Raw genomic sequence first — 25,513 nt, forward strand, 5'->3', positions numbered from 1 at the left:
TCTATTCTTCCTTATTCACATCTGACATATAGTTCTCTACAAATACTTTTCTATATTTTTCATAGTTTGTCATATTCACATCGAAATGATAATGAATACACCAAGCATCGCGCTGTACAGGTACACCGACTGTATATCCTGCTTTTTTAAATTCAAATGATTGAGATACATCATAAAAGTCAAATCCGTCAAATAAGTCTTCTCGCCACGGGATATCATATTGTGTTGCCATTAACAAACCGTCAATACATTCAACCGGAATAAACGTCTTTGATTCATGAAATGGTTGCTCTAAACTTGCCATATAAAACAAATCGTTCATATAACCAATGACTTTCCCGACAATCCCACGCCCTTCGTTCCATATACCAGTTGGAGGAACATATTGCGATCCAACCATCCCAATCATTCCAAGATGTTCATGTTCCTCAAATAATTGAATTAATCCGTATAAAAAGGCTGCGTTTATAATAAATACATCTTGGTGTAAATACACTTTATACTTCGCTGGATGTGAAATGGCTTGATTGTATCCGCTCGTCATGCTTTTTGCATTTCGAATCGGCATGAATTGTATAGTATACCCAGGAGGTACTGCCAATTTCAATATATGTCGCGCACATTGTGCATATAATTTCCGATCATTTATACATGTAACAAATAATATTGTTTTGTCTGCCGCACTCATAATTGTGATTTTTCTGCTTCAATAATATATTGAAATACAACCGTCTCAGCCATGAAGCCACTTCCAAGACGATACTTTTTACAAATTCCATATAACTCTTCAATAAGTGGCTCATATATTTTATGATCAACATATACACGATCTACTTTACTAATTGAATATCCAGCTTTTAAAAACAGTCTTAACATTTCATTAAAAGTAAAGAAACGAATATGCGTTTTATCTAACAGACCATACTCTGTATACGTCCAGTTTCCAGCGAGTAAGGGGGCTAACACCGAGATGTGAGCAACGTTCGGTATACTAGCTAAAATCACACCATTTTGTTTGATATATGGTTTCACTTTTTCTACCACAGCCCATGGATCAAACAAATGCTCTAATACGTCACCAAATATGACGCAATCAAATTGGCCCTTCTCATACGGCATATCCATTGTCTCTATATCGCCTAAAACAACATGATCTAGCTTTTCTTTTGCTTTTTCCGCTGCTTCTGAAAATGCCTCAATTCCTGATACACGTGTACCATTTTCTTTTATAGCCGCTCCTAATGCACCGCTCGAGCAACCAATATCAAGAACTTCTTTCCATTCCTTTTTTATATGCTTCAATAAATTTGGATTCGCTGCATTATAATAAAAATCAGATTTTTCTTCATATAAAGAACCTTTTTCCCGATTCATTTCACACGCTCCTTATGTAAATTGAATTTGAAATATACATCTCATATGAACAAAATACACTTTATAACCAATACCATCCCTGCCGATACTCTAATATATAGCCAATCTATCATTATTAGAATCGTGACAAGTTATTTCCTAAAAATAGCATGCATTACACCTTATATTGTTTATCAAAAACACCTCGAAAATATTTACGGTTATACTCGATTGCAGCATTATTCGGAACATAAGAAGCTGCTAATTCATTGTAATAATAAGCTTTGTCTTGCTCCCCTAACTTGCTGTAGCAAATACACATTTGTAAATAAGGAAGCCATGTGTAGCTAGCTGGACTGTGAAACGGACTATCCTTTGCTAGCGGCACTTCCGTTGCTAATTTAAACCAAAATATCGCTTCATTATACTTTTGTTGATCCATATATATATATCCTATTCTTGTACAATTCTCTCCTCTAGGAATATCGTACCGAAACGATTTTGCACAAGCCTCAACTGCTTTCTCCCACAGTCCGAGCTTCGCATAACAATCCCCTAACTTACCACATGCATAGATTTTCTCTTCATACCATCCTTCATCTTGATTCAGAAATGTTTCATATAAAAGAACCGCATCATTGTATTTTTGATTATCCATAGATTCATTTGCATAATAAAACAAATCTCTCGGACTCAATTCTTCTCCAGCTGCTACAGCATTTTGAAAAATTTTCAAATTACGATCCGTTACTTCTTTTTCCTTTTTATGTGTAATAGCAATGTTGCTATTAAAAATTTCACCGGAAACCGCTAAATACTCATGTACTTTACCAAACCATTGAAACTGTTTTTCACGCTTTACAAGCCGATACCTTCTTGTGCAATATAAAGGCTTCCCGTTAGAGTCCATTACGAGGTGATAAGGCATCGAAACAGCATCCACATTAGAATCTAATTGGCCCTTTAATTGTTTCAATGCTTCTTGAGCATCTTCTAATAATACGTCATCTGCATCTAGCCATAATATATACTGTTGCGTCGCTTTTGAAAAAGCAAAATTTCTAGCCGCCGAAAAATCATCAATCCACTGAAAATCATATATATTAGGAGTATATTTCTCTACAATTTCTTTCGTTCGATCAACAGAACCTGTATCAACTACTACAATTTCATCAACAATTTCTTCAACCCCATCCAAACATCGAGCTATTGTCTTTTCCTCATCTCGGACTATCATACATAAACTAATTGTAATGCCTTGCTTGTTCAATATAATCACCTTCTTCCAACTCAATCATATGTTATACAAACGCGAAACTTTCCACATTTTTATATTGTTCAAGTTATTTTAGATTTCTTTTCAATAATTCAAATGTCCGTGTCATTTTCTTGCGATTTTGCATCTACTATATAATGAAAGCTTTATGGAGGTGAATTTATGTCAAATAATAATTATTCAGATGGCTTAAATCCTGATGAATCATTATCAGCTAGTGCATTTGATCCTAATCTTGTAGGTCCAACTTTACCACCAATACCACCGTTTACACTTCCAACCGGGCCTACTGGACCGACTGGGCCGACTGGACCGACTGGACCGACCGTACCTACTGGGCCATCTGGACCGACTGGACCGACTGGACCGACTGGACCGACTGGACCGACTGGGCCGACTGGACCTACTGGGCCGACTGGAGGCACAGGTACAACTGGCGCGACTGGACCTACTGGGCCGACTGGAGGTACTGGTGCAACTGGACCTACTGGGCCTACTGGAGGTACTGGCGCAACTGGACCTACTGGGCCTACTGGATCCACTGGCGCAACTGGATCCACTGGTGCGACTGGACCTACTGGACCTACTGGGCCGACTGGACCTACTGGGCCGACTGGACCTACTGGGCCATCTGGATTAGGACTTCCAGCAGGATTGTATGCATTTAACTCTGCTACAGTTTCTTTAGCTCTTGGAATTAATGATCCTGTACCGTTTAACACGGTTGGATCTCAGTTTGGTACTGCAATTTCTCAATTGGACGCTGATACTTTCATCATAAGTGAAACTGGATTCTATAAAATTACTGTTATCGCATATACTGCATTAGTAAGTGTATTAGGTAGCCTTGCAATTCAAGTTAATGGCGTTACTGTACCAGGTGCAGGCACAAGCTTAATCTCAGTTGGAGCGCCTCTCGTTATCCAGGCAATTACACAAATTACAATAACTCCATCAATGGTTGAAGCTGTTGTTACAGGACTTGGGTTATCTCTAGCTCTTGGTACAAGTGCATCTATTATTATTGAGAAAATCGCTTAATCTTTTACTTAGCAGTAAAACTGATATTGGTTTTACTGCTTTTTCTATTTCGAATTCAATCATGAAATCTTTACTATCTACATAATCATATTGTTGTATGACATTTTGCAGGAGGCATAAATATGGAAAATAAATCCGCTGTTCAGCTTTATCTCGAATTGCTAAAGAAAACAATTTTATTTGAAATATGGTTAGAATATGAGGAGTACTTACCTGCATCTCTACATATATCAAAAGAACTTCAATTCGAGCCAGTTACCGTACCACTCCCTTTATTCATTAAGCAATATGCCGAAAATCATAACTTAAAAATTGTAAAGCCAGATGTTTCAAAAAGTGAACGTCATGATGGACTGGATTGGCCAAGAGCAGCACATAGTATGATTGGCCGAGAACGTATGAATCAGTTACATGAGGCAATGGAAACCGTTGTTCGTGAAAATATAGAAGGAGATTTTATCGAAACAGGTGTATGGCGCGGAGGCTCTTGCATTTTTATGAATGGCTTTTTACAAGCCAATAACATTACGAATCGTAATATTTGGGTTGCAGATTCATTTGAAGGTTTGCCAGCACCAAATTTAGAACAATATCCGAAAGACTACGGTGATTATTTACACACATTCGATTATTTACGTGTTTCTTTAGAACAAGTACAAGAAAACTTTAGAAAATATGATTTATTAAATGATCAAGTAAAATTTTTAAAAGGCTGGTTTAAAGATACTTTACCAACAGCACCAATAGAAAAGATTGCAATTGCACGACTTGATGGGGATATGTATGAATCTACGATGGATGGTCTCGTGAACTTATACGATAAAGTTTCAACAGGTGGCTATATTATTATTGATGACTATGGACTACCAGCTTGTGCAGAAGCTGTGACGGACTTTAGAAATCAAAGAAACTTAAAAGCTCCTATTACTAAAATTGATATCTTTGGTGTATATTGGCGAAAAGAATAAGAGAAATTTTGATTATAAGGAGGTTCCATTCCTATTAATCTAATACTTGAATACATGAACCGTTTTAGGAATCTCCTTGTATGTAATAAGCGGTCACATCTTATCCTCCTTCGCTATCAAATAAAACTTTAATTTCCCCATACTCTTCGTTTTGAGGTGAGATTTGTCTGTAAATATCGAGATAATATGGATACTGTATTGTATTGGTTTGCCTTTTTACTACAAGGAAGGAGTGTATTTATGAGCGAACTTGAAAAAGAAATAAAATTACTCCCCCCTCCTGAACTCGTCCAATATGTAGGTGGCGATTTTGAAAAGGTCGGTAAAGAATTCCTAAAGCATTTCATTCAAATTGGGGCTTTAAAGTCAAACGAAAAAGTATTAGATGTAGGCTGCGGCGTCGGCCGAATGGCTGTTCCATTAATGAATTACTTAACTGATGATGGAGCGTATTATGGATTTGATTTATTTAAAGAAGGTATCACTTGGTGTAAAAATAATATTACAACTACCCGTAATAATTTTCATTTTGAACACGTTGACATATACAATCAATTTTACAATCCAGAAGGAAAAGAAGATGCCTCTCACTATAAGTTTCCATATGAAGACGCGACATTCGATTTCATCTTTTTAACTTCTGTATTTACGCACCTTCTCCCAACAGAATTAGAACATTACGTATCTGAGATTGCACGTGTATTAAAACAAGACGGGAGATGTTTTATTACGTTCTTTTTAATAAACCCTGAGTCATCCTATTATTTAAATGCAGGACTAAGTACGTTAGGATTTTATCATCAAATTGAAAATTGTTATGTCGTAAATAAAGATATTCCTAATTTCGCAGTTGCTTATCCTGAAACAGATATTTGCGCTTTATTGAATAAATATGGCTTAGAGGTAATGAATAAACCACACTATGGTTTATGGTGCGGCCGACATGAATATACGAGTTATCAAGATATTGTTCTTACAAAAAAAAGCTTCTGAAAGGAAGTTACGTATGACAAATGAAAAAAATCTACCTCTTGTTTCCATCCTTATTCCCACCTATAATAGACCACATTATTTCAAAATCGCTCTAGAAAGTGCTTTGGCACAAACTTATCCAAACATTGAAGTTATTGTAGGAGACGATAGTACGAATGATGAAACTGAAAAATTAATGCATGAAAAATACTTACCAAACCATTCCCATATAACATATATCCGGAATAGTACTACTTTAGGACAATTCCATAATGACCTCATGCTCTTAGAACAGTCTAGTGGCGAATACATAAACTTCTTAATGGACGATGACTTATTCCATAGTAATAAAATCGAGAAAATGATGTTCTATTTCCAACAAGACTTAAATCAAAAACTCGCACTTATTACATCATATCGCACTTGGATTGATGAAAATGGAGATATAATTGAAAACCATCCCGCTGTAAATAGATTGTATAGCGAAGATACCCTGCTAAGTGGGATAGATTTTGGAAACCATATGCTTTTATCTGGACAGAATATTATTGGTGAACCTACGACTGTACTCTTTCGAAGGCGACTATTAACAGAACCTTTTGGTACTCTAAATGAAAGGAACTATTGTTGTAGTGTTGATATGGCCTCTTGGATGGGTTTACTTTCAAAAGATGATGCATTTTATATCACTGAACCTTTAAGTTCCTTTCGCTTTCATGATGGACAGCAAGTACACCATAAATTACTTGAAGGATCTGAAGATTTTTCACATCTCGTTTTAACCTCAAAAAAGTATGGTTTCTTACAAAATTTCAATGATTATAGAACTAGTCTGCTCAAAGCCTATGAGTGGTGTATGGGTGCATTCGAGTTTTATAAACAATACCCCAATCTCATTCCAGATGCACATATACGTCTTTCTCGTTGTTTAAATATAATTATAAAAGAGCTAAATCCACGATAGCTTTGCATAAGGGAGGCGCTATTCCTCCCTATTATGTATGACTTTACATAAATAGTGGAATAAATGTATGGACAGTCTGTTTATATTACTTTTAGAATGACGTCATCAACATATTTACTAGGCGATAGAAAGGATTACATACAGTGAAAGATACGAATTCTCAATATCAAATAGACTACGTATTACTATTCATTTTATTTGCCATTGGGACTGTTAGTTGCTTTGCTATTGCAAGTGCGCAAACCTCTTTACCACCATTTTTACAAAATGTAAATTTTGCACTCAAGCAAATACAATGGTACTTCATTGGATTTGTCGCTATTAGTGTTATTATGATTATCGATTTCGATCGGTATCAAAAAATTGCTTGGTATTTATATAGCTTTGCAATGATCTTACTTATCGGGCTAGAACTTCAGGTTCCAGGTGCCGTTACAATTAAAGGGGCTACCGCTTGGTACAGGCTCCCAGGCATCGGAAATTTTCAACCTTCAGAAATTATGAAATTATTTTTAATTATCGTCATTGGACGAATTATAGCTAATCATAACGAAAAATATTTTTTTCGAACACCTCGTGAAGATTTTATCTTACTCGGAAAAATATTCGCAACGAGTTTGCCACCACTACTACTTATTGCAAAAGAACCTGATTTAGGAAACACAATGGTAATTTCAGCGATGCTGGCAGCAATGATACTAGTTTCCGGTATACGTTGGCGCTTTATTTTCGGATTAGTCTCCGTTATTTTCACAGCAGGTGTTACCTTAACGTATATTTATATTGCTCATACAGAATTCTTTAAGGAGCATATCTTAAAAGAATACCAATTAAACCGCTTCTATGGTTGGTTGGCCCCTTACGAATATAACGCGCAAGGCTATCAATTAAGACAAGCTTTCTTAGCTACTGGGTCAGGAGAAATGCAAGGAAAAGGATGGGAAAATGGACAAGTATATTTTCCAGAACCACATACAGATTTTATTTTCACGAACGTCGCTGAACAATTCGGCTTTTTAGGTGCAAGTGTCATTATTTCACTTTTTTTCTTACTCATTTTCCGCATGATTCATATCGCTTTAGAAAGTAATGATCCTTTCGGTAGTTACATTTGCGCCGGTACAATCGGTATGTTCACCTTTCAAGTATTCCAAAATATCGGGATGACAATCGGATTACTCCCTATTACAGGGATCACATTACCCCTTATGAGCTACGGAGGAAGTTCGTTGCTTACATACATGATTGCAATTGGATTTATTTTAAACATTCGCTCACGAACGAAAGTTTTTATGTTTAAATAAATCGTGCAAAAAACGATATTTTTATCTCTATCCTTTTTTAGTTATACTAATGAAAAATAGGCTGGAGGTTTACATATGAAATATGACATTATAGGTGACATTCATGGCTGCTTCCAAGAGTTTCAAAACTTAACAACGAAACTAGGATATAAATGGAATAGTGGCTTGCCAGTTCATCCCGACGAGCGAAAGCTGGCATTCGTTGGTGATATTACAGACCGTGGCCCTCATTCATTACATATGATTGAAATTGTATGGGAACTTGTCATACATAAAAAAGAGGCTTATTACGCTCCTGGAAATCACTGTAATAAGCTGTACCGATTTTTCCTCGGACGTAATGTGACAATCGCTCACGGACTTGAAACAACTGCTGCTGAATACGAAGCACTACCTTTTCAAAAACAGCAAATCATAAAAGAAAAGTTCATCACCCTTTATGAAAATTCCCCTTTATATCACGTGCTCGATGAGAAAAGGTTAATTGTATGTCACGCTGGCATTCGGAAAGATTACATCGGAAGGCAAGATAAAAAAGTACAAACGTTTGTATTATATGGCGATATTACAGGTGAAAAACATGATGATGGCTCTCCTGTCCGTCGCGACTGGGCGAAAGAATATAAGGGCGACGCTTGGATTATATATGGACATACACCAGTAAAAGAACCTCGTTTTGTAAATCATACAGTCAATATCGATACTGGCGCTGTATTTGGAGGTAAACTAACTGGATTACGTTATCCTGAAATGGAGACCGTTTCTGTCCCTTCTTCCCTTCCTTTTGTCCCTGAGAAATTCCGCCCAATTTCATAATCCTCTCTACTTCGTACAATTCACGAATAACGAGAGATTATAATATTTTCTAGACGTATCCTATATAAATCTAGGTAAAGCAATTAAAAAAAGATGCAATAAAGTGCATCTTTTTTTAATTGCACGACATATAATGTCGCAGGAGGTGACAGAATGAAGAAAAAATCTTCTAAACAAAAAAGAAAATTCCACCCTTTATATCAACCCATGTATGGAATTAACAACTGGTGCGGCATTCGAGCTGCAGCTATAGAAGAACTAGAAGAACAAGAGTCATCAAAAAAGAGCAAAGCTAAAACAAAATATGTCTCTTTAGAAAATGCTGTAATGAGTCGCATAATCAATCGTAGAAAAGTAAAGATGCAACAAAAAAATAAACATCTCTCTCATCACGATGAACAAATACTGCATTCTGAAGAAAAACAGGAAAATACGGAAGAGAACATTCCTGTAGCAATAAATAAAAAAATACAACCAGAAATTCCAACCGATATTATAAACCAAGTAAAAAAAATAAAAGAAGCATTAACTCCATCAAATAATATACAAACAGAAAAAACGATCATAATTCAGACTCCTGCACCTGAAAATACGAAAGTAAAAAAAGAAGGCCGATATTCACATGCAGAGGGGCTTCACTCTCATGCAGAGGGTACAGTTTCACATGCAGAAGGACTTCTTACACACGCAAAAGCAACTTGCTCCCATGCAGAAGGATCGAAAACAAAAGCAACTGGACATAGTTCGCATAGTGAAGGAAGTGAAACGACAGCAGGCGGCTCTTATTCTCACGCGGAAGGTAAACATACGATTGCTTTAGGCGAAGCAGCACACGCAGAAGGAACCGCAACTATCGCTAATGGATTCTCTTCTCATGCGGAAGGTAATCATACATCAACAGCTCATTTTGCAGGAAGCCATATTATGGGACGATTCGGCACGGCCGAAGAAGCCTATTCTTGGTTTATTGCAAATGGAACAAACGATACCGATCATAATATCGGTGCTAAATGGCTTGCTCATAATGGAGAAATGTACATTGAGGGTGCTTCTTACAATGCAAGCGGAACGGATTTTGCACAAATGTTTGAAACAGCGGACCATAAAGCTATTGATGTCGGTTATTTCGTTACATTTAGTAGCGAAGAAAAAATTCGGATAGCTACTTCAAACGATTCTTTCATTTTAGGAATATCTAGTGCAACCCCCGCTATTATAGGAAATAGTGGTGCTTTAAGTTGGCAAAAGCGCTATAAAACAGATAACTTTGGAAAGCGTCAATATGTACGTACAGAAACACAAGAAATACAACCACTTTTAAATACAGAATGGGATCCAGCTTGCAAATATATAGCAAGAAAAGACCGTTCTGGTTGGCTTCCTGTCGGATTAATTGGACAAATGTTAGTACGTGATGATGGCACTTGCGAACCGCATGGATATTGTCGTCCAAATGATGACGGCATTGCTACAAAAGCTGAAAGTGGATTTTTCGTTATTAAGCGTACGGATGATAATCAAATTTTAATATTATTCCGCTAAGAAAAAAGGGACCAAAATTCTTCATTACATAAGAATTTTGGTCCCTTTTTAAGCGTGCATTAATAACTGCTGCATATCGCTTGGAATCGTCGTAGCAAAAGACATTTCCTTTTCTAAAATAGGATGATAAAACGCCAAAGATGTACTGTGAAGTGCTTGTCGTTTCATTTCATCCCTTCTTCCTCCATATAAGTCATCACCAAGTAACGGATGTCCTATATGAGCCATATGCACGCGGATTTGATGCGTTCTTCCTGTCTCAAGTTCAAGAGATACATGCGTCTTTTGCGAGGAGCTATGAATCACTCTAAAATGAGTAACTGCCCTCTGTCCATCCTCACAAACTGTTCGTTCAATGATGCTATCTGATTTTCTACCAATCGGTGCATCAATCGTTCCTTCACGTTTTATCATCTCTCCATGAACAATTGCTTCATACGTTCGTTTCACAGCTTTTTGTTGATGTTGTTTCGATAAAAGATGATGTACGAAACGATTTTTTGCAATAAGCATGAGTCCTGACGTATCACGATCCAACCTTGTTACAATGTGCACCGTACTGGCAAGATGCTGCTTATCATAATAAGACAAAAGCGCGTTAGCAACACTTCCCTCTGGATGTTCTCTAGACGGAATCGTTGACATGTTCGCTTCTTTATTGATGACAAGAACTGCATCATCTTCATATACAATGCATAGTGGGATATCTTCCGCAATCATCCCTTCACTTCTTTCTTCCACTGGAAAAAAAACACGTAACTGTTCGCCCGCTTGTAGTTGATGACGAACGCTTGCATATTGACCATTTACTTCAATGGCTCCGCCATGAAATTTTATATCCGTTAAAGCAGCTTTAGAAATCCCTTTTGTTTTCAAAAATTCTCTAACTAAAGTTCCCTCTTCAGCTGACTCTATATCCCATTTCAATGTAAATCTGTTCAATATATAAACCCCTTCTATTTATCTGCAACAAACGAGTCACGGACACGTTTCCAGAATGGGAACGGGCGGAAACGAACAAATCGCACTTTCTCGTTTGCAACGCGATACTGGATTGATTTCACATCTTGATGAACCATCGTTAAATGGTCCACCGTAATTTGTAAGTTCATCCCTGGAGCCGGCTTCAACACACATGTATGATGCTTCGGCAATACAAGCGGCGAGCCTACAGTACGAAACACACGGTTGTTAATGGATGCCATTTCTGCAATTTGAATTGCTTCAATAGAAGGGTGAATAATTGCACCGCCAAGTGCTTTATTATAGGCAGTACTTCCTGAAGGAGTTGAGATACATAGACCATCCCCGCGGAATGTTTCAAAGTACTCTCCCCGTATTTCCACTTCTGTTACTAATGTGCCCTCTGCACTTTTTACAGTCGCTTCATTCATCGCTAAATACTGTGACTCTTTACTTCCATTCACATAGCGAATAATCACTTCTAAAAGCGGATATTCCACCACTTGGAATGGCGTTTTAGCAATCGCAATTACTAATTTCTCTACTTCTGTCGGTAACCAATCTGCATAGAAACCTAAATGCCCTGTATGTACACCAACAAATGCTGTTTCATCCAATCGATTATAATAACGATGAAACGCATATAAAAGCGTTCCATCTCCCCCAACAGAAATTACAATATCGGGTTCCTTTTCATCCATAATGAATCCAAAATCTAGCAAGTACTCTTTCATCGTGCTTGCTAGTGTATCTGATGATTGATCTCCCTTTGACATAATTGTAAATTTCATCGCCAACACCCTTTAGTTTATGATTCGGAATCTTTCGTTTCTTGCTTTCTTGAAAAAGCCTTTTGTGCTTCTTGAATTTCAAGACGAATAGAAGACATTTCTTCATCCAATAAAAACGCCGCTTCCGCTGCACGTTGCAAGCGTATTTTAATATCTTCAGGAAAACGCCCACTATATTTATAATTCAAAGAATGCTCAATCGTTGCCCAAAAGTTCATTGCTAGCGTGCGTATTTGGATTTCTACCAATACTTTTTGTTCCCCTTGAATCGTTTGAACAGGATAACTAATAACAACGTGATAAGAGCGGTAACCGCTATCTTTCTTTTGCGTAACATAATCACGCTCTTCCACGATTTCAAAGTCATTTCGTTTTCGGAGATATTCTACAACAGGCTTAATCTCATCAACAAATTGACACATCATTCGAAGGCCCGCGATATCCTGCATATCTTCTCTGAGCCGGTCTAGCGGTACATTTCTCTTCTCTGCTTTATCAATGATACTTGCAACCGACTTTACCCTTCCTGTTACAAACTCAATTGGAGAATGCTCTGTTAACATTGCAAATTGAGTACGCATTCCTTTTAGTTTCACTTTCAGCTCTGCCACCGCTTGATGGTAAGGTGCTAAAAATTCTTCCCAATTTCGATTCATTTCAACCACCACCAAAATCAATCCATTTGCTTATAGAAATACTTTTTCTACAGCAGTTACTAGTTCTTCTCCGTAATTTGCATTACCTTCAATATTTTCAACTAAATATTCTACTTCTTCTTTTAAACCTTCTAATTCCATTTCAACATCATTCACTTGAATAAACATCGCTGTATCTTTATTCATTGCTTCACGCATTGCTTCCCAGCATGTATGCGGAATACTTACATATATGAAAGATGATTCGTTTTCTAAGATATATAAAAATGATAAATTGTCTGAGTCTACAAGTACGTGATTACGCGCACTTAACTCCTTTACCTCTATTTCAGTATTTTCCGCACAAAAAATAAGCGCATTCTCTCTCATTTCTACGCTCTTTACTTGAATTTTATTTTGCATGCTCGAACTCCTCCATCTCAACTTCCTGTCTTACTTAACAGTATTATTGTATCATAACATGGACGCAAACAAATAAAACATTGAACCAAATTTGTGAAAAAGCGATAATGTGTAAAGAATTATTTTTCAAAAGGAGCGCATACAATGACACAAGAAATTGAAATTGAATTTAAAAATATCGTTACAGAAGGAGAATTCCAATCATTATGCAAATCTTTTTCTATTGAAGCTTTCACGAAACAAGTGAATCACTACTTTGAAACGCCCGACTTTTCATTAAAAGAAGCTGGTTCTGCACTTCGTATTCGTCATAAAGGGGAAACTTATACATTAACGTTAAAACAACCTGCAGAAATCGGCTTGTTAGAAACGCATCAAGTTGTAACCGAGGCCGAAGCAAAAATGATGATGGAAACAAACACAATCATTCAAGGTGCTGTAGTAGACCAACTACACAAATTACAAATTCCTGTTTCCGCTTTAACTTATATGGGCAGTTTAACAACTGAAAGAGCTGAAACATTATTTGAAGGCGGAACGCTTGTCTTTGATCATAGTTTCTATTACAATCACGATGATTATGAAATTGAATATGAAGTGCAAGACGAAGAAACAGGAAAAGCTGCATTTATTCATTTGTTAACACAGCATAACGTACCAGTTCGCCATACAAATAACAAAGTAAAACGCTTTTTCCTTGCCAAACAAAACAAAGCACGCTAAAGTGAAAATTCCACTAGTGAATCCGTTCTACTAGTGGATACATCTCACTTCTTAAAAAGTAAAAGGTTCATTTACACCTGTAGAAGAAGCAAAGAACGTTAGGAAGGCTGTTTATTTGCCCTCTCGAACATTCCATTGCTACAATAGATATACATTTCATGGAAAAAGGAGTTTATAAAGGATGAGCAAGCAACCGATGACACCATTTGAAGCAATTGGCGGTGAACAATGCATTGCAATATTAGTAGACACATTTTATTCCTATGTCAGTAAACACCCTGACTTATCTCCCATCTTCCCGGATGATTTAACAGAAACAGCTAGGAAGCAAAAACAATTTTTAACACAATATTTAGGTGGTCCTAATTTGTACACTGAAGAACATGGTCATCCTATGTTAAGAGCACGCCATCTTCCGTTTGAGATTACGCCAAAACGAGCAGAGGCTTGGCTATCATGTATGGAGCAAGCAATGGATGACACAGGAGTGCACGGTCATATAAGAGAGTTCGTTTTTGAACGTTTAGCATTAACTGCTCAGCATATGGTTAATACTCCAAACGAAACAGGTGAAATATAATGGATAAACAGGAAGCAAAGCATATCAATATGCCATCTCCTTCCGCATGTGAGCATAAGTCTGTAGAAGCATATTTATTTATTGATCCACTTTGTAAAGATTGCTGGGAAATTGAACCCTTTATTATTAAACTATGGCTTGAATACGGGAAATACTTCTCTATTCGTCATATTGTAACTGGAAAAGTGGACGGAACGAACGCTTCCTCACACAAATGGAATAAACCTGCTAATATTCGATTTGTGTGGGAAAAGACGACAAGTTTACAAGGTTTTTCATGTGATGGAAAAGTACATATGCAAGAGGCATCATCAACACCATATTTAGTTTCGATGGCAATTAAGGCAGCGGAGTTACAAGGCCGAAAAGCAGGTTCGAAGTTTTTGCGAAAACTCCAAGAATACATTTTCCTTGAAAATGTATCAAACCCTGACTGCGAATTATTGCTTGCATGTGCAAAAGATAGCAATATTGATGTAGAAGAATTTAAAAAAGATCTACATTCCGCCAGCGCAAAAAAAGCTTTCCAATGTGACTTAAAATTCACAAATGAAATGCATATTACAGAAATACCTTCCCTCGTCTTTTTTCATGCGAACTCAGATGAAGAAGGTATTAAAATCGCTGGAACTTATTCCTATGATGTATACGTACAATTATTAAAAGAGCTCGTAAAATGTGAAATCGAGCCAGAACCATTACCGCCTTTAGAAATGTTACTAGAAGCAACGCAATTTATATCTTCAAAAGAAGTAGCATTTATATATGACTGCTCGCAACAAGAGATCGAGCGCGAACTAAAAAAATTACAACTGAAACGCAAAGTACAAATGATTGACGTAAAATGTGAGCGTTATTGGAAATGGATAGCAATAGAAAAAGACCTGGTGTAAACACCAGGTCTTTTTCTTTACGGCTTATAAAAATATTAAAGGGGATGGGAGAAATTTTCACGTTCAAACAAAGGGGTATATGTTTGTATGTGAATTCGTTCACGCTTATTATATTACAAGATTCGACGTCAGATGACAACCCCTTTTGTCGAATTTCACACTTTTGTCACATTCTAAACGTTTTCATTTTTGAATAAGCTATATAAAAGCCCTTTAGGAGGTGTTTTTCATAAAGAAATCCTATATTTTACTAATTTTTTCATGTGTCCTTGTTTCTTTTTTCTTGTACATTCTCTCTCTATTACAAGCTTTTCCTAAAATTATCGCCTTTCCTCTTTTATTCGGAGTCATCGTCATCGCTCTCTCTTATTTCAACCATAGAAAACGATTTAAAAGATTTTGAATTCAAAAATTAACTATAAAACTGTCTTCAAATTTAGAAATAGTAAGGAAAATCGATTTTTATTTCGACAAATATCGACAAATTGTATTTTTAAACAAAAAAGACGAGGATAAAATCCCTCGTCTTTTCTCATTACTTTTCTTCAAATAATAACGCTTCTAATTCATTTAATTTCTCTTCAAATACTTGTAGTGCCTCTTTCACTGGTTCAGGAGATGCCATATCAACTCCTGCTTTTTTCAGCACTTCAATTGGATAATCAGAGCTTCCTGCTTTTAAGAATTCATTAATGTAACGTTCTACCGCTGGTTGCCCTTCTTCTAAAATCTGTTTAGATAGAGCCGTTGCTGCACTAAATCCTGTTGCATATTGATATACGTAATAGTTGTAGTAGAAGTGCGGAATGCGAGACCATTCTAACCCAATTTCTTCGTCGATTACTAAAGCGTCACCGAAATATTTCTTATTTAAATCGTAGTAGATCTCCGTTAACATATCTGGCGTAACAGCATGTCCTTCTTGTACTTTCTTATGAATAATATGCTCAAACTCTGCGAACATCGTTTGACGGAATACAGTACCACGGAATCCTTCTAAATAATGATTTAATAAATATAGGCGCTCTTTTTTATCTTCTGTCGTTTTTAATAAATAATCATTTAGAAGCGCTTCATTACAAGTTGACGCTACCTCTGCAACGAAGATTGAATAATCACCGTATACGTGCGGCTGTGTCTTTCTTGTGTAATAACTATGCACAGAATGACCAAACTCATGAGCAAGTGTAAATAAATTATTTACATTATCATGCCAGTTCATTAAAATATAAGGATTTGTTCCGTATGCACCAGATGAATATGCTCCGCTTCGTTTTCCTTTATTCTCATACACATCTACCCAGCGATTTTCATATGCTTCTTTCAAAATTTCAACATACTCATCACCAAGTACGTTTAAAGATTTTAATAACATGTCTTGTGCTTCTTCATATTTCACATTCATTTTCACTTCTTGTACAAGTGGTGTATATAAATCGTACATATGAAGTTCATCAAGTCCTAGCGCACGCTTTCGAATATCGATGTAACGGTGCAATAAATGTAAGTGATCATTTACCGTTTCAACAAGTTGATCGTAAACTGCTTCAGGAATATTATTATTGCTCAATGCAGCTTGGCGAGCAGAGTCATATTTACGAATACGTGCATTGAAATTATTACGTTTCACTGCTCCGCTTAACGTACTTGCAAATGTGTTCTTAAATTTCCCATACGTTTCAAATACAGCTTTGAATGCATCTTCGCGAACACGACGATCATCACTTTCTAAAAACTGAATGTAACGACCATGCGTAATTTCTATTTCTTCTCCGTCCTCGCCTTTAATAGACGGGAATTTCAAATCTGCATTATTCAACATACCAAATGTATTACTTGATGAACTCATTACTTCAGATGCTTCCGCTAATAAAGCTTCCTCAGCCTCAGATAATACGTGTGGACGTTGACGTGTAATTTCTTCTAATGCATGTTCATATACACTTAAGTCTCTATTTTCTTTTAAAAATGCTTGCAGTGTATCTTCTGAAATAGATAAAATTTCAGGTACGATATACGCTGTGCTACTAGATACTTGTGAATATAAATTCGTCGCACGATCATTTAATGCTTGATACACAGAGTTTGTTGTATCTTGATCGTAACGCATATGAGCATATGTATATAGCTTACCTAGTCGCATTGAAATTTCATCTTCATATTGCAGTGCCTCAAGTAAGTTGTTCGCAGAGTCACCAAGCTTCCCTTTAAATTCAGTTAACTGCGGTAGTAACTCTTTAATCGCTTGAAATTCTTTTTCCCATTCTGCATCTGTTTGGAAAATATCTTCTAATCGCCACGTACTTGCTTCTTCAATCTCATTGCGATCTGGTAATGTTTTTGTTTTATTTTGTTCAGACATTCTGTAAGCCCTCCTTTAAATATCTCTACTTAAGTACAATTCTGTTTTTCTTATGTAATTCCTTCACGTTCATTCTTTATTATATCCCCTTTTTCTTCTCCCATGTTGAACTTTGTCTCAAATAGAGATAGCGCATAAGTTAGGCAAATCTCATCATATTTCCTAACTTCCTCCTCCGTCTGTAACATAACTATATTCCTCATTTTTCGGTACGTATAAGTTCCTACTTTACGCAACACGCCTACAAAACATAAAAAAGTCATATATTCAGTAACCGCTACTTTCCATATATGTTGTGAAAAGTACGGAAGTAAGCGCCTCTTCGTATATTTTTTTACATAACTACACACATATTGAAGGGAAATACAATTCCCTACCGCAAGCTTTTCTATACACTTCATGTATAGAAAAGCTTGCCATGTAAATGGATTTGTTTGAAAAGCAAATGAAGACGGGAGTGGCACACCAATTTCAGAAGGAAAGCTCGCTGGAGTACATTTAAATTGATATAAGAGGCGTAATAGTGACTTATGATTATAATTCCAAATAGACAGGGCATTTTGCCGAAAGTAGTCCTTTCGCTTCTTCCATTCCTGTCCTAATATTTCTTTCCGGAAAGGAACAGGGGAAAAGAGTAATTCAAAAGTAGTTGTATCGTTTGGTAAATACATAATATGTGAGAAAGAGACGTTTGTAGAAAACGGAGTGATAAAGGCACATTTCATAAATGATTTTTGTTTCGGACAGAAGAAAATGAGAAATGGCTGAGGATAAGATTGTAAGGAGAAAGCCAGAAGTGAGGAAAATTTCATCCAATATGCAGCTTGCTTTTTTAATTGATTTCCACCAATGATCCAGATGACCTGAATGCCCGCTTGCCAATACGAGTATGTTCGTTTAGAAAGTTGTTCTATGGAGAGATTGGCGCATTGATATTCAATCGCAATTTCCCTACCTGCTCTCTCTACGAAAATATCTGGTCTTTGCTGGATTTTTGGAAGGTAACGCTCTATATCCACATGGAAATTTTGACGTTTCAACCATCTATATAGCAATTCTTTACCGTGCATATGATATATAGATTCTGCTTCATAAAAAGCAAGGCATGACTCCACTTTCTTATGAGCAAAATGCCAACTTTTTTGTTTCCCTAATTTCATTTGCACTTCCTTTCCACAAGCTATACAAAAGAAACGCTCCCTTTTACGCATACGTTGTAAAAGCTCTTCATTTCGATTATAGAGTAGATGAATTTTCTCTCCGTTTTCTCTTTTAGCGATAAACATTATAATCACACCCTTTCAGCTCCTTATATTCTACAATTTATTACAAATCCCTTTTAAAAAAGAGATGTCCCAATTTCGGACATCTCTTTTTATAATAAAGGTGATAATAATCGATATGTCGATTCAACAATTCGTCTATGAAGACGTCTTTTATGAAAACGATCGACATGAATTTCACTTGATTCTTCTAAATCATCTTTAAAGTCTTGAACGAGTTTTCGAATGCTATCTGTATCATATAAAAAGGCATTCACTTCAAAGTTCAAATGAAAACTTCTCATATCCATATTTGCTGTCCCAATTGAAGCTAAATCAGAATCAACGATGACAACTTTACTATGAAGAAAACCTTTTTCGTATTCATATATCTTTACTCCTGCATCTAAAAGCTCAGGGAAATATGATCTTGATGCATAAAAGACAGTGCGCTTATCAGGCTTACTCGGCATTAATAAACGAACATCAATACCAGCAAGTGCCGCTACCTTTAATGCAGATAAAATATCATCATCCGGAATGAAATACGGTGTTGCAATCCAAATAGATTTCCGAGCAGAAGAGATCATTGCAAAATATAAATGTTTAATCGTTTCCCATTTATTATCTGGTCCACCTGCAATTAGCTGAACTCCGCCCCAATGATCACCTTCAACTGCTTTTGCCTGTAAATATTCTGGAGCCAGCACTGCCTCACCAGTCATATAAAACCAATCTTGAAGGAAAATAAGCTGTAAACTTTGAACAGCCTCACCACGCAAATATAAATGTGTGTCTCGCCAAAAACCGAAATATTTATCCTTCCCTAAATATTCATCTCCAATATTTAACCCACCTACAAACCCTTCATTTCCATCAATAACAACGATTTTCCGGTGGTTTCGATAATTAATCTTATCGTTTAAAATTGGAAAGCGCACAGGAAAGAACGGAATCATTTCGACACCTGCGTCATTTAATTCTTCAATATACGAATTCGATAACCTAAAACTTCCAACCGCATCATATAAAAACCGAACGACTACGCCTTCTTTTGATTTTTGTATTAAAATATCTTTAATTTCTGTTCCAAGCTTATCATCACGCACAATGTAATATTCCATATGAATGTGGTGTTTCGCTCGTTTTAATCCATCTAAAATGGCCTGAAACGTTTCATCCCCATTTGTTAATGTTCTCGTTTCCGTTTGAAATGAAATATTTAAAGCACCTAAGCGGTCCGCTAAACGAAATAACAGCTCTTGATGCTTATGATTACGTAACATCCGTTCTTCATAATCTTCATGCCCCTTATATTGTAAAAACGCCTGTTCATCCAGTAACGCCTTCTTTTGGAACATTCTCTTTCTCCGAAAGTTTTGTCCAAATAATAAATAAGCGAAGAATCCAAATACTGGAAAAATACCTAACACAATGAGCCATGTAAGTGTTTTAGACGGGTGACGGTTTTCTAAGAAAATAACGCAGCCAATTAAAAATGCAGATACCGTAAATAAAATACTAATAATACCTAAAATCGAAACATCTTTTATCCCAATTACATCCGAATAAAATGCTACATCAATAAACATACGTAACGAAACAAATAATGCGAACAATAGTAGAACAAAGAAAATCAACTTTAACGTATTTTTCATCTCTTACCTCCTTACTAAGAAAGCTTTCCTATTCTTCATATAAAAAGCCGATTTCATACTACAGAAATCGGCCTACGTTTTAGCAGGAAAATTATTGCGAATTGTTTCAAGCGCACGCTCTTTCACAATTTGTTTCCCATACTCACTCACACGATGAATTGTTAAAGTTGATTCTTCTCCATATTCTAAAATAATACTTAAAATACGATCAATTTCTTCTTCATCATGTAGCACTTCATCGAATTCCACATATACATAATAGCGGTCATCAAATGAATACAGCTCATCTTTTATATCTTCAAAGATAAGACGATGACTTAATGAAATAACATCTTCAAAATCATTAAACTTAATTAAAAAGCCAAACGTACCATCTTCATTAAAGTTTGTTCCTGTTTGTTCTTCTACCTCTTCCACTAATTCTTGCTGGAATAATGACTCGATACCCTCATCTAAAGGAATGTCTATAATTTTGTCTACACCTATCGGTAGCTCTAGCTTTTGTCCATCCTTTGAGAGCTCGGCTTTCGTGACAAGTACTTCAATCCCTTTATCGACTGCTTGCACTTGAATCCATAACGGTCCATCAATAAAGAAGTCATCATGATCACGAGCTTCGTCCATCATCTCCCAAAAGAGCTCTTCACTACGTTCGCGGTCATACCAAATTTCTTCACGATTAAACCCTCTGTCCTCTATATCAATGTACGTAATAAAAAACTTCATAGTATGGTCGTTAATTCTTTCAATTTCCAAAATACAACTCTCCCTTCCTGTTTAGAATTGTTATGAAGGGATCCCCCACTCATATGACAAATCAATAGATTCTTGTACTCTCATTTTATGATAAGATTCTCCAGAAGGGAAATAAAATCGATTTATTTTACAAAAATAGTTATATGCCTATCTTTATTCGATTGTCTACATAAATATATCATTATGACAATTCTTTACACACGAAAAATTTGGACATACATTTCTATATTCCCCCGTACACTGTAATAAAGTGAAACTTCTATTAGAGGAGATTATTTAGTTCCCACTTTCTTCATCACATACATATATTTCGCTTATTAAAACATCATAAATGGAGGCAGACGAATGGACTTAGAGTTTTTAACATCTGTACTAATGATTGTCGGTATTGATGTTGTATTAGGTGGTGACAATGCAATTGTCATTGCATTAGCTAGCCGGAATTTACCTGAAGCAAAACGAAATAAAGCCATTTTGATCGGTACTCTTTTAGCAATTGTGCTACGAATTCTTCTTACAATAATAGCTGTCTATTTACTCGACATTCCATTTTTACAGCTTATCGGCGGCGCTTTACTTACATTCATTGCAGTAAATTTATTAACTGATAATAGCAACGATCTTTCTTCTATTCAAGGGAAAACAACTTTATTCCAAGCTGTGCGTACAATTGTATTCGCGGATCTCGTTATGGGGTTTGACAATGTCATCGCTATTGCAGGTGCAGCTCACGGAAGATTATTACTCGTCATAATCGGGTTACTCATTTCTATTCCGATTATTATTTGGGGCAGCAAACTTATTTTAATCCTTATGGAGCGCTTTCCACTTCTCATTTATTGCGGAGCAGCGATTCTCTCCTATACTGCTGGAAAGATGATTACACACGAAGACAGACTTGCAACCTTTTTTCATAACAACCCAAGTTTCACCACAAGCATTCCTTTCTTGTTCATTTTCACTGTTCTATGCATCGGTATTATCGTTCAACAAGTTCGCATACGAAATGTGAAACAATAAAAAAAACCTTCTACTATATAATAGGTAGAAGGTTTTCATATTATTATAATTAATTTACAAGACGTTGTGCTTCACGTAATTGGAACGTTCTTACTGTACGTGGTAAGAAACGACGGATTTCATCTTCATTGTAACCTACTTGAAGACGCTTCTCGTCAATCATAATTGGACGACGTAAAATCCCTGGATAGTCACGAATCATCTTATATAAATCTTGAAGTGGTAAAGACTCTAAGTTTACATTTAATTCTTGGAAAACTTTCGAACGAGTAGAAATAATCTCATCTGTTCCGCTTTCTGTCATACGTAAAATCTCTTTAATTTCCTCAATCGTTAATGGATCTGAGAAAATATTACGTTCTGTATAAGGAATATGATTTTCCTCTAGCCATAATTTCGCCTTTCTACAAGACGTACAGCTTGGAGAACTATATAATGTTACCATACAAAGCTCACTCTCCTTAAAGAGTACAAATTCTGTACTAATTACAGTTTAAAATTCTAACTTCAGCAATTTTTCGCGATAACTTGTCTTATAACAAAGTACAAAAATCGCATTTCATGTAAGCAACAACTTATAATAAACAACAATTACTTTTAATAAGTAACTTCTATAATCATTATACAATAGATTTTGCAAGAAATATACAGTAAATTTCCTACTAGTTGAGAAAACTCTCCCGCGTATTCCACTGCTATGTAACATGATTACGCTCACTTTAGCTGTACTTTAACAATGACCTTCAAACCTTTTAATACTCACTTCCCATTGATTTTTCATATAATATATAGTTATTTATCTATAATTTCCCCTAAAAAAAGAGAACGTTTTCTTACTTTTTCTTGATAAATCAATTAAGAAATGTAAGACTATATAAATGAGAATCGAAAGGAACGTTTGTTCTTATTTTAACAAACATTCTCCCTCCTGTCTACACGATTTCTAAAGTAAACCAAATATTTTTCTGACATTTCTTTCTTTTTTATCTTTTATCTCATACAATAAAAATACAGACAGGCAAAGGGGGAATTTGCAAATGATTGCTTTTTTTATTGATTTTGTTACTGTTGCTGCCCTCATCATCGGAATAACAGCATTGATTGGTGTCATTTCAAATAGCATCGGTGAAAAACTCTTTGGCGGAAAAGAAAAAATGAAGTTTGTTAACAAAAGTTTGGATGTACAATCCGGATGGAACCAAGTTGGTGGGAAAGGTATTTATAAGAAACGTACGTATTAAAAAAAAGCAGGTAACCACCTGCTTTTTTCTTATTTCTCTACTGACGCCCATTTAAAGCTTAAATCGCCACCATATTTATGGTTGTACATATTTTTAATTGAATCTCTTTGTAAGTATGCTCTACCACGTTGATATACCGGAACAATCGCAGCATCATCAAGTAACATTTTCTCTGCTTCTAGTAAGTTTTTCCAACGCGCATTTACATCGCTTCCATCTTTCTTCGCTTTCATGATAATCTCATCATATTTCGGATTAGAATATTTCATTTTATTTTGTGATCCGTCCGTTACAAACATATCAAGGTATGTAACTGGATCTGGGAAGTCTGCACTCCATCCAGAGAATGACATGACATAATCGCCCGCATCTTCTAATTTTAGTTTTTGTGCAAATGGTTGTTGTTTAATTTTCACTGTTAAACCTGGTAAATTCTTTTCTAACTCACCTTTTAAATATTCACCAGTTTTCTTCGATAATTCAACGTCTTCATTTAATAGCTCTAATTCGATTTCATTTTTACCAAGCTCTTTTTTACCAGCTTCCCAATATTTCTTCGCTTCTTTCACGTTTGGTTTTACAATATCTCCATTTACAGCACGGAAGTCCTTTTTATCCGGTCCTTTAATGAAGTTATCAGGAATTAATCCTGTCGCTGGCTTAGAACCGTTATTTAATAGCGTGTCAACAAACGGCTTACGTTCAAAAGCAAGAGAAATTGCTTTACGAATATTTTTATTTGCTAACGCTGGATCTTTTTGATTTAAACGAAGGAAGAATACAGATGTATCTTCTACTGTTTGGAAATCTGGTTTTCCTTTATATTTATCGATGAACTCTGCTAATAACGTCGCTCGATCGACTGCGTTTGTTTCATATAAATTGATTGGCGTAGACGTATCTTTTACAATATTAAAGTTTACTTCCTCAATCTTCACTTCTTTATTTTCCCAATAAGATGGGCTCTTTGTCATTTTAAAGCTACGTTCATGTTGCCAATCACTTAGTGTAAACGGTCCATTATATAGTGTTGTATTTGCTTCTAAACCAAACTTCGCCCCCTGCTCTTTTACAAACTTTTCATTCACAGGGTAGAAGATTGGATATACCATTAAATCTACAAGATATGGAATTGAATTGTCTAATTCCACTTCTAATGTATAGTCATCAATTGCTTTTACGCCTAATTGGTCTGGACTCATCTCTTTTTTATTAATTTTCTCTGCATTTTTTATATCATACATAATGTACGCTGATTTCGCAGCTGTGTCTGGGTTAATCGCTCTTTGCCATGCGTACACGAAATCTTTCGCCGTCACAGGCTCACCATTTGACCATTTTGCGTCTTCACGTAATTTAAATGTATATTTTTTACCGTCTTCTGACTTTTTGAATTCCTTCGCTACACCTGGAACTAGCTTATCATCTTTTCCTAAACTGTATAAGCCTTCCATCGTATTAGTCATTACTCTTGAAGAAACTGCATCAGCTGATAATGCTGGATCCATCGTTGGAATTTCTTGCGTTTCAATTAAGTTAATAACTTGCTTCGCACCGCTCTTCCCGCTATCCCCTTTTGCGTTCGCTTGCGATTGTTCATCTTTTTGATAACTACATGCCCCTAAAATCATGCTCATTGCTACCGTTGATAATACAAAAACCGGCATCTTTTTTTTCATATTTCCACCCTCCATAAAAATGTTAGCCCTTTCATTTTCAAACAAAAAGAAATATATATATGTTCTAATAATTCATATTATACACACAAATATATTTTTTGTATATTTATATTTCTATCTTATTAAAATTTTCTGTGAAAAAATAAATCTTTGAAAACGTTTCATATTACCAGTTTACCCGACTGAAGTGTCGGAAATAACAAATTTTAAACTTTTCTAAATTATCAGAGAAAAACAAATTTTATATTTTATAATATTTTTTGTATAATTATCCTTCTCTTTTCAGCATAA

25 protein-coding genes are annotated in these 25,513 nt (G+C 35.9%); 12 read left to right on the forward strand and 13 right to left on the reverse strand.

Annotated elements, in window-relative coordinates; translation table 11 throughout:
- Position 1: 1 nt before the first annotated feature.
- The 3 genes from JDS95_RS13530 to JDS95_RS13540 all read right to left on the reverse strand — a co-directional run bounded on the left by JDS95_RS13530 (position 2) and on the right by JDS95_RS13540 (position 2,626).
- Positions 2 to 688 carry a glycosyltransferase family protein gene (locus JDS95_RS13530; RefSeq protein ID WP_001271193.1) on the reverse strand — a complete coding sequence of 229 codons (687 nt, stop codon included), beginning with the start codon at positions 686 to 688 and terminating at the stop codon, positions 2 to 4.
- Positions 685 to 1,374 carry a class I SAM-dependent methyltransferase gene (locus JDS95_RS13535; protein WP_001078366.1) on the reverse strand — a complete coding sequence of 230 codons (690 nt, stop codon included), beginning with the start codon at positions 1,372 to 1,374 and terminating at the stop codon, positions 685 to 687. Before JDS95_RS13535 ends, JDS95_RS13530 begins: the two co-directional genes overlap by 4 nt.
- Positions 1,375 to 1,528: 154 nt before the next feature.
- On the reverse strand, positions 1,529 to 2,626 hold the full coding sequence (locus JDS95_RS13540) for a glycosyltransferase (protein ID WP_033661244.1): 1,098 nt from the start codon (positions 2,624 to 2,626) through the stop codon (positions 1,529 to 1,531).
- A 165-nt stretch (positions 2,627 to 2,791) separates the two neighbouring features.
- Between JDS95_RS13540 and JDS95_RS13545 the strand changes: the two genes are divergently transcribed.
- The 7 genes from JDS95_RS13545 to JDS95_RS13575 all read left to right on the forward strand — a co-directional run bounded on the left by JDS95_RS13545 (position 2,792) and on the right by JDS95_RS13575 (position 10,236).
- The gene (locus JDS95_RS13545) at positions 2,792 to 3,670 is read left to right on the forward strand and encodes a BclA C-terminal domain-containing protein (protein WP_199690550.1); all 879 of its coding nucleotides are present in this window, start codon (positions 2,792 to 2,794) and stop codon (positions 3,668 to 3,670) included.
- 122 nt (positions 3,671 to 3,792) lie between these two features.
- Positions 3,793 to 4,638 carry a TylF/MycF family methyltransferase gene (locus tag JDS95_RS13550; RefSeq protein ID WP_000428842.1) on the forward strand — a complete coding sequence of 282 codons (846 nt, stop codon included), beginning with the start codon at positions 3,793 to 3,795 and terminating at the stop codon, positions 4,636 to 4,638.
- A 240-nt stretch (positions 4,639 to 4,878) separates the two neighbouring features.
- Entirely contained in the window at positions 4,879 to 5,631 is a 753-nt protein-coding gene (locus tag JDS95_RS13555; RefSeq protein ID WP_001292085.1) for a class I SAM-dependent methyltransferase, read from the forward strand.
- A 13-nt stretch (positions 5,632 to 5,644) separates the two neighbouring features.
- Complete coding sequence (locus JDS95_RS13560; protein WP_199690551.1) at positions 5,645 to 6,574, forward strand: glycosyltransferase family 2 protein; 930 nt, start codon at positions 5,645 to 5,647, stop codon at positions 6,572 to 6,574.
- Between the two features lie 143 nt (positions 6,575 to 6,717).
- Positions 6,718 to 7,878, forward strand: a complete 1,161-nt coding sequence (locus JDS95_RS13565; RefSeq protein WP_000655679.1) for an FtsW/RodA/SpoVE family cell cycle protein — start codon at positions 6,718 to 6,720, stop codon at positions 7,876 to 7,878.
- Positions 7,879 to 7,953: 75 nt separating this feature from the next.
- Complete coding sequence (gene prpE, locus JDS95_RS13570; protein ID WP_000872705.1) at positions 7,954 to 8,694, forward strand: bis(5'-nucleosyl)-tetraphosphatase PrpE; 741 nt, start codon at positions 7,954 to 7,956, stop codon at positions 8,692 to 8,694.
- A gap of 153 nt (positions 8,695 to 8,847) precedes the next feature.
- Positions 8,848 to 10,236, forward strand: coding sequence for a peptidase G2 autoproteolytic cleavage domain-containing protein (locus tag JDS95_RS13575; RefSeq protein WP_000730505.1), 1,389 nt, complete (start codon positions 8,848 to 8,850; stop codon positions 10,234 to 10,236).
- A gap of 48 nt (positions 10,237 to 10,284) precedes the next feature.
- On the opposite strand, the gene JDS95_RS13580 is transcribed toward JDS95_RS13575, so the two are convergent.
- From JDS95_RS13580 to JDS95_RS13595, 4 genes are read right to left on the reverse strand one after another with little or no spacing between them, the layout of a single operon-like run.
- Positions 10,285 to 11,178 carry an RluA family pseudouridine synthase gene (locus JDS95_RS13580; protein WP_001079113.1) on the reverse strand — a complete coding sequence of 298 codons (894 nt, stop codon included), beginning with the start codon at positions 11,176 to 11,178 and terminating at the stop codon, positions 10,285 to 10,287.
- A gap of 14 nt (positions 11,179 to 11,192) precedes the next feature.
- Positions 11,193 to 11,990 (reverse strand): NAD kinase, encoded by a 798-nt coding sequence (locus tag JDS95_RS13585; RefSeq protein ID WP_000673191.1) that lies wholly within the window; start codon positions 11,988 to 11,990, stop codon positions 11,193 to 11,195.
- 17 nt (positions 11,991 to 12,007) lie between these two features.
- Complete coding sequence (yjbM, locus tag JDS95_RS13590) at positions 12,008 to 12,646, reverse strand: GTP diphosphokinase (protein ID WP_001081482.1); 639 nt, start codon at positions 12,644 to 12,646, stop codon at positions 12,008 to 12,010.
- 30 nt (positions 12,647 to 12,676) lie between these two features.
- The gene (locus JDS95_RS13595) at positions 12,677 to 13,048 is read right to left on the reverse strand and encodes a UPF0738 family protein (RefSeq protein ID WP_001180013.1); all 372 of its coding nucleotides are present in this window, start codon (positions 13,046 to 13,048) and stop codon (positions 12,677 to 12,679) included.
- Positions 13,049 to 13,192: 144 nt separating this feature from the next.
- Between JDS95_RS13595 and JDS95_RS13600 the strand changes: the two genes are divergently transcribed.
- The 3 genes from JDS95_RS13600 to JDS95_RS13610 all read left to right on the forward strand — a co-directional run bounded on the left by JDS95_RS13600 (position 13,193) and on the right by JDS95_RS13610 (position 15,244).
- On the forward strand, positions 13,193 to 13,771 hold the full coding sequence (locus tag JDS95_RS13600; protein ID WP_085450055.1) for a CYTH domain-containing protein: 579 nt from the start codon (positions 13,193 to 13,195) through the stop codon (positions 13,769 to 13,771).
- 181 nt (positions 13,772 to 13,952) lie between these two features.
- On the forward strand, positions 13,953 to 14,351 hold the full coding sequence (locus JDS95_RS13605; RefSeq protein WP_000043381.1) for a globin domain-containing protein: 399 nt from the start codon (positions 13,953 to 13,955) through the stop codon (positions 14,349 to 14,351).
- Complete coding sequence (locus JDS95_RS13610) at positions 14,351 to 15,244, forward strand: ClpXP adapter SpxH family protein (protein ID WP_000360648.1); 894 nt, start codon at positions 14,351 to 14,353, stop codon at positions 15,242 to 15,244. The genes JDS95_RS13605 and JDS95_RS13610 overlap by 1 nt, the downstream gene beginning before the upstream one ends.
- Before the next feature lie 535 nt (positions 15,245 to 15,779).
- On the opposite strand, the gene pepF is transcribed toward JDS95_RS13610, so the two are convergent.
- From pepF to mecA, 4 genes are all read right to left on the reverse strand, one after another.
- Positions 15,780 to 17,606 (reverse strand): oligoendopeptidase F, encoded by a 1,827-nt coding sequence (pepF, locus tag JDS95_RS13615; RefSeq protein WP_000003365.1) that lies wholly within the window; start codon positions 17,604 to 17,606, stop codon positions 15,780 to 15,782.
- A gap of 50 nt (positions 17,607 to 17,656) precedes the next feature.
- The gene (locus JDS95_RS13620) at positions 17,657 to 18,901 is read right to left on the reverse strand and encodes a competence protein CoiA (RefSeq protein WP_002093814.1); all 1,245 of its coding nucleotides are present in this window, start codon (positions 18,899 to 18,901) and stop codon (positions 17,657 to 17,659) included.
- A gap of 80 nt (positions 18,902 to 18,981) precedes the next feature.
- Entirely contained in the window at positions 18,982 to 20,526 is a 1,545-nt protein-coding gene (locus JDS95_RS13625) for a cardiolipin synthase (RefSeq protein ID WP_000799211.1), read from the reverse strand.
- Positions 20,527 to 20,598: 72 nt separating this feature from the next.
- Entirely contained in the window at positions 20,599 to 21,282 is a 684-nt protein-coding gene (gene mecA / locus JDS95_RS13630; RefSeq protein WP_000402125.1) for an adaptor protein MecA, read from the reverse strand.
- Between the two features lie 345 nt (positions 21,283 to 21,627).
- Here mecA and JDS95_RS13635 point away from each other — a divergent pair, with 345 nt between their 5' ends.
- Positions 21,628 to 22,302, forward strand: a complete 675-nt coding sequence (locus JDS95_RS13635; protein ID WP_199690552.1) for a TerC family protein — start codon at positions 21,628 to 21,630, stop codon at positions 22,300 to 22,302.
- Positions 22,303 to 22,351: 49 nt separating this feature from the next.
- Here the strand turns inward: JDS95_RS13635 and spx are convergent, their stop codons facing one another.
- Complete coding sequence (gene spx / locus JDS95_RS13640) at positions 22,352 to 22,747, reverse strand: transcriptional regulator Spx (protein WP_000258267.1); 396 nt, start codon at positions 22,745 to 22,747, stop codon at positions 22,352 to 22,354.
- A gap of 592 nt (positions 22,748 to 23,339) precedes the next feature.
- Between spx and JDS95_RS13645 the strand changes: the two genes are divergently transcribed.
- The gene (locus JDS95_RS13645; RefSeq protein ID WP_000559975.1) at positions 23,340 to 23,543 is read left to right on the forward strand and encodes a hypothetical protein; all 204 of its coding nucleotides are present in this window, start codon (positions 23,340 to 23,342) and stop codon (positions 23,541 to 23,543) included.
- 29 nt (positions 23,544 to 23,572) lie between these two features.
- Here the strand turns inward: JDS95_RS13645 and JDS95_RS13650 are convergent, their stop codons facing one another.
- Positions 23,573 to 25,222 carry a peptide ABC transporter substrate-binding protein gene (locus JDS95_RS13650; RefSeq protein ID WP_000728604.1) on the reverse strand — a complete coding sequence of 550 codons (1,650 nt, stop codon included), beginning with the start codon at positions 25,220 to 25,222 and terminating at the stop codon, positions 23,573 to 23,575.
- Positions 25,223 to 25,513: the final 291 nt, after the last annotated feature.

Source organism: Bacillus cereus group sp. N24 (assembly GCF_016483345.1).
Taxonomy (GTDB): domain Bacteria; phylum Bacillota; class Bacilli; order Bacillales; family Bacillaceae_G; genus Bacillus_A; species Bacillus_A toyonensis.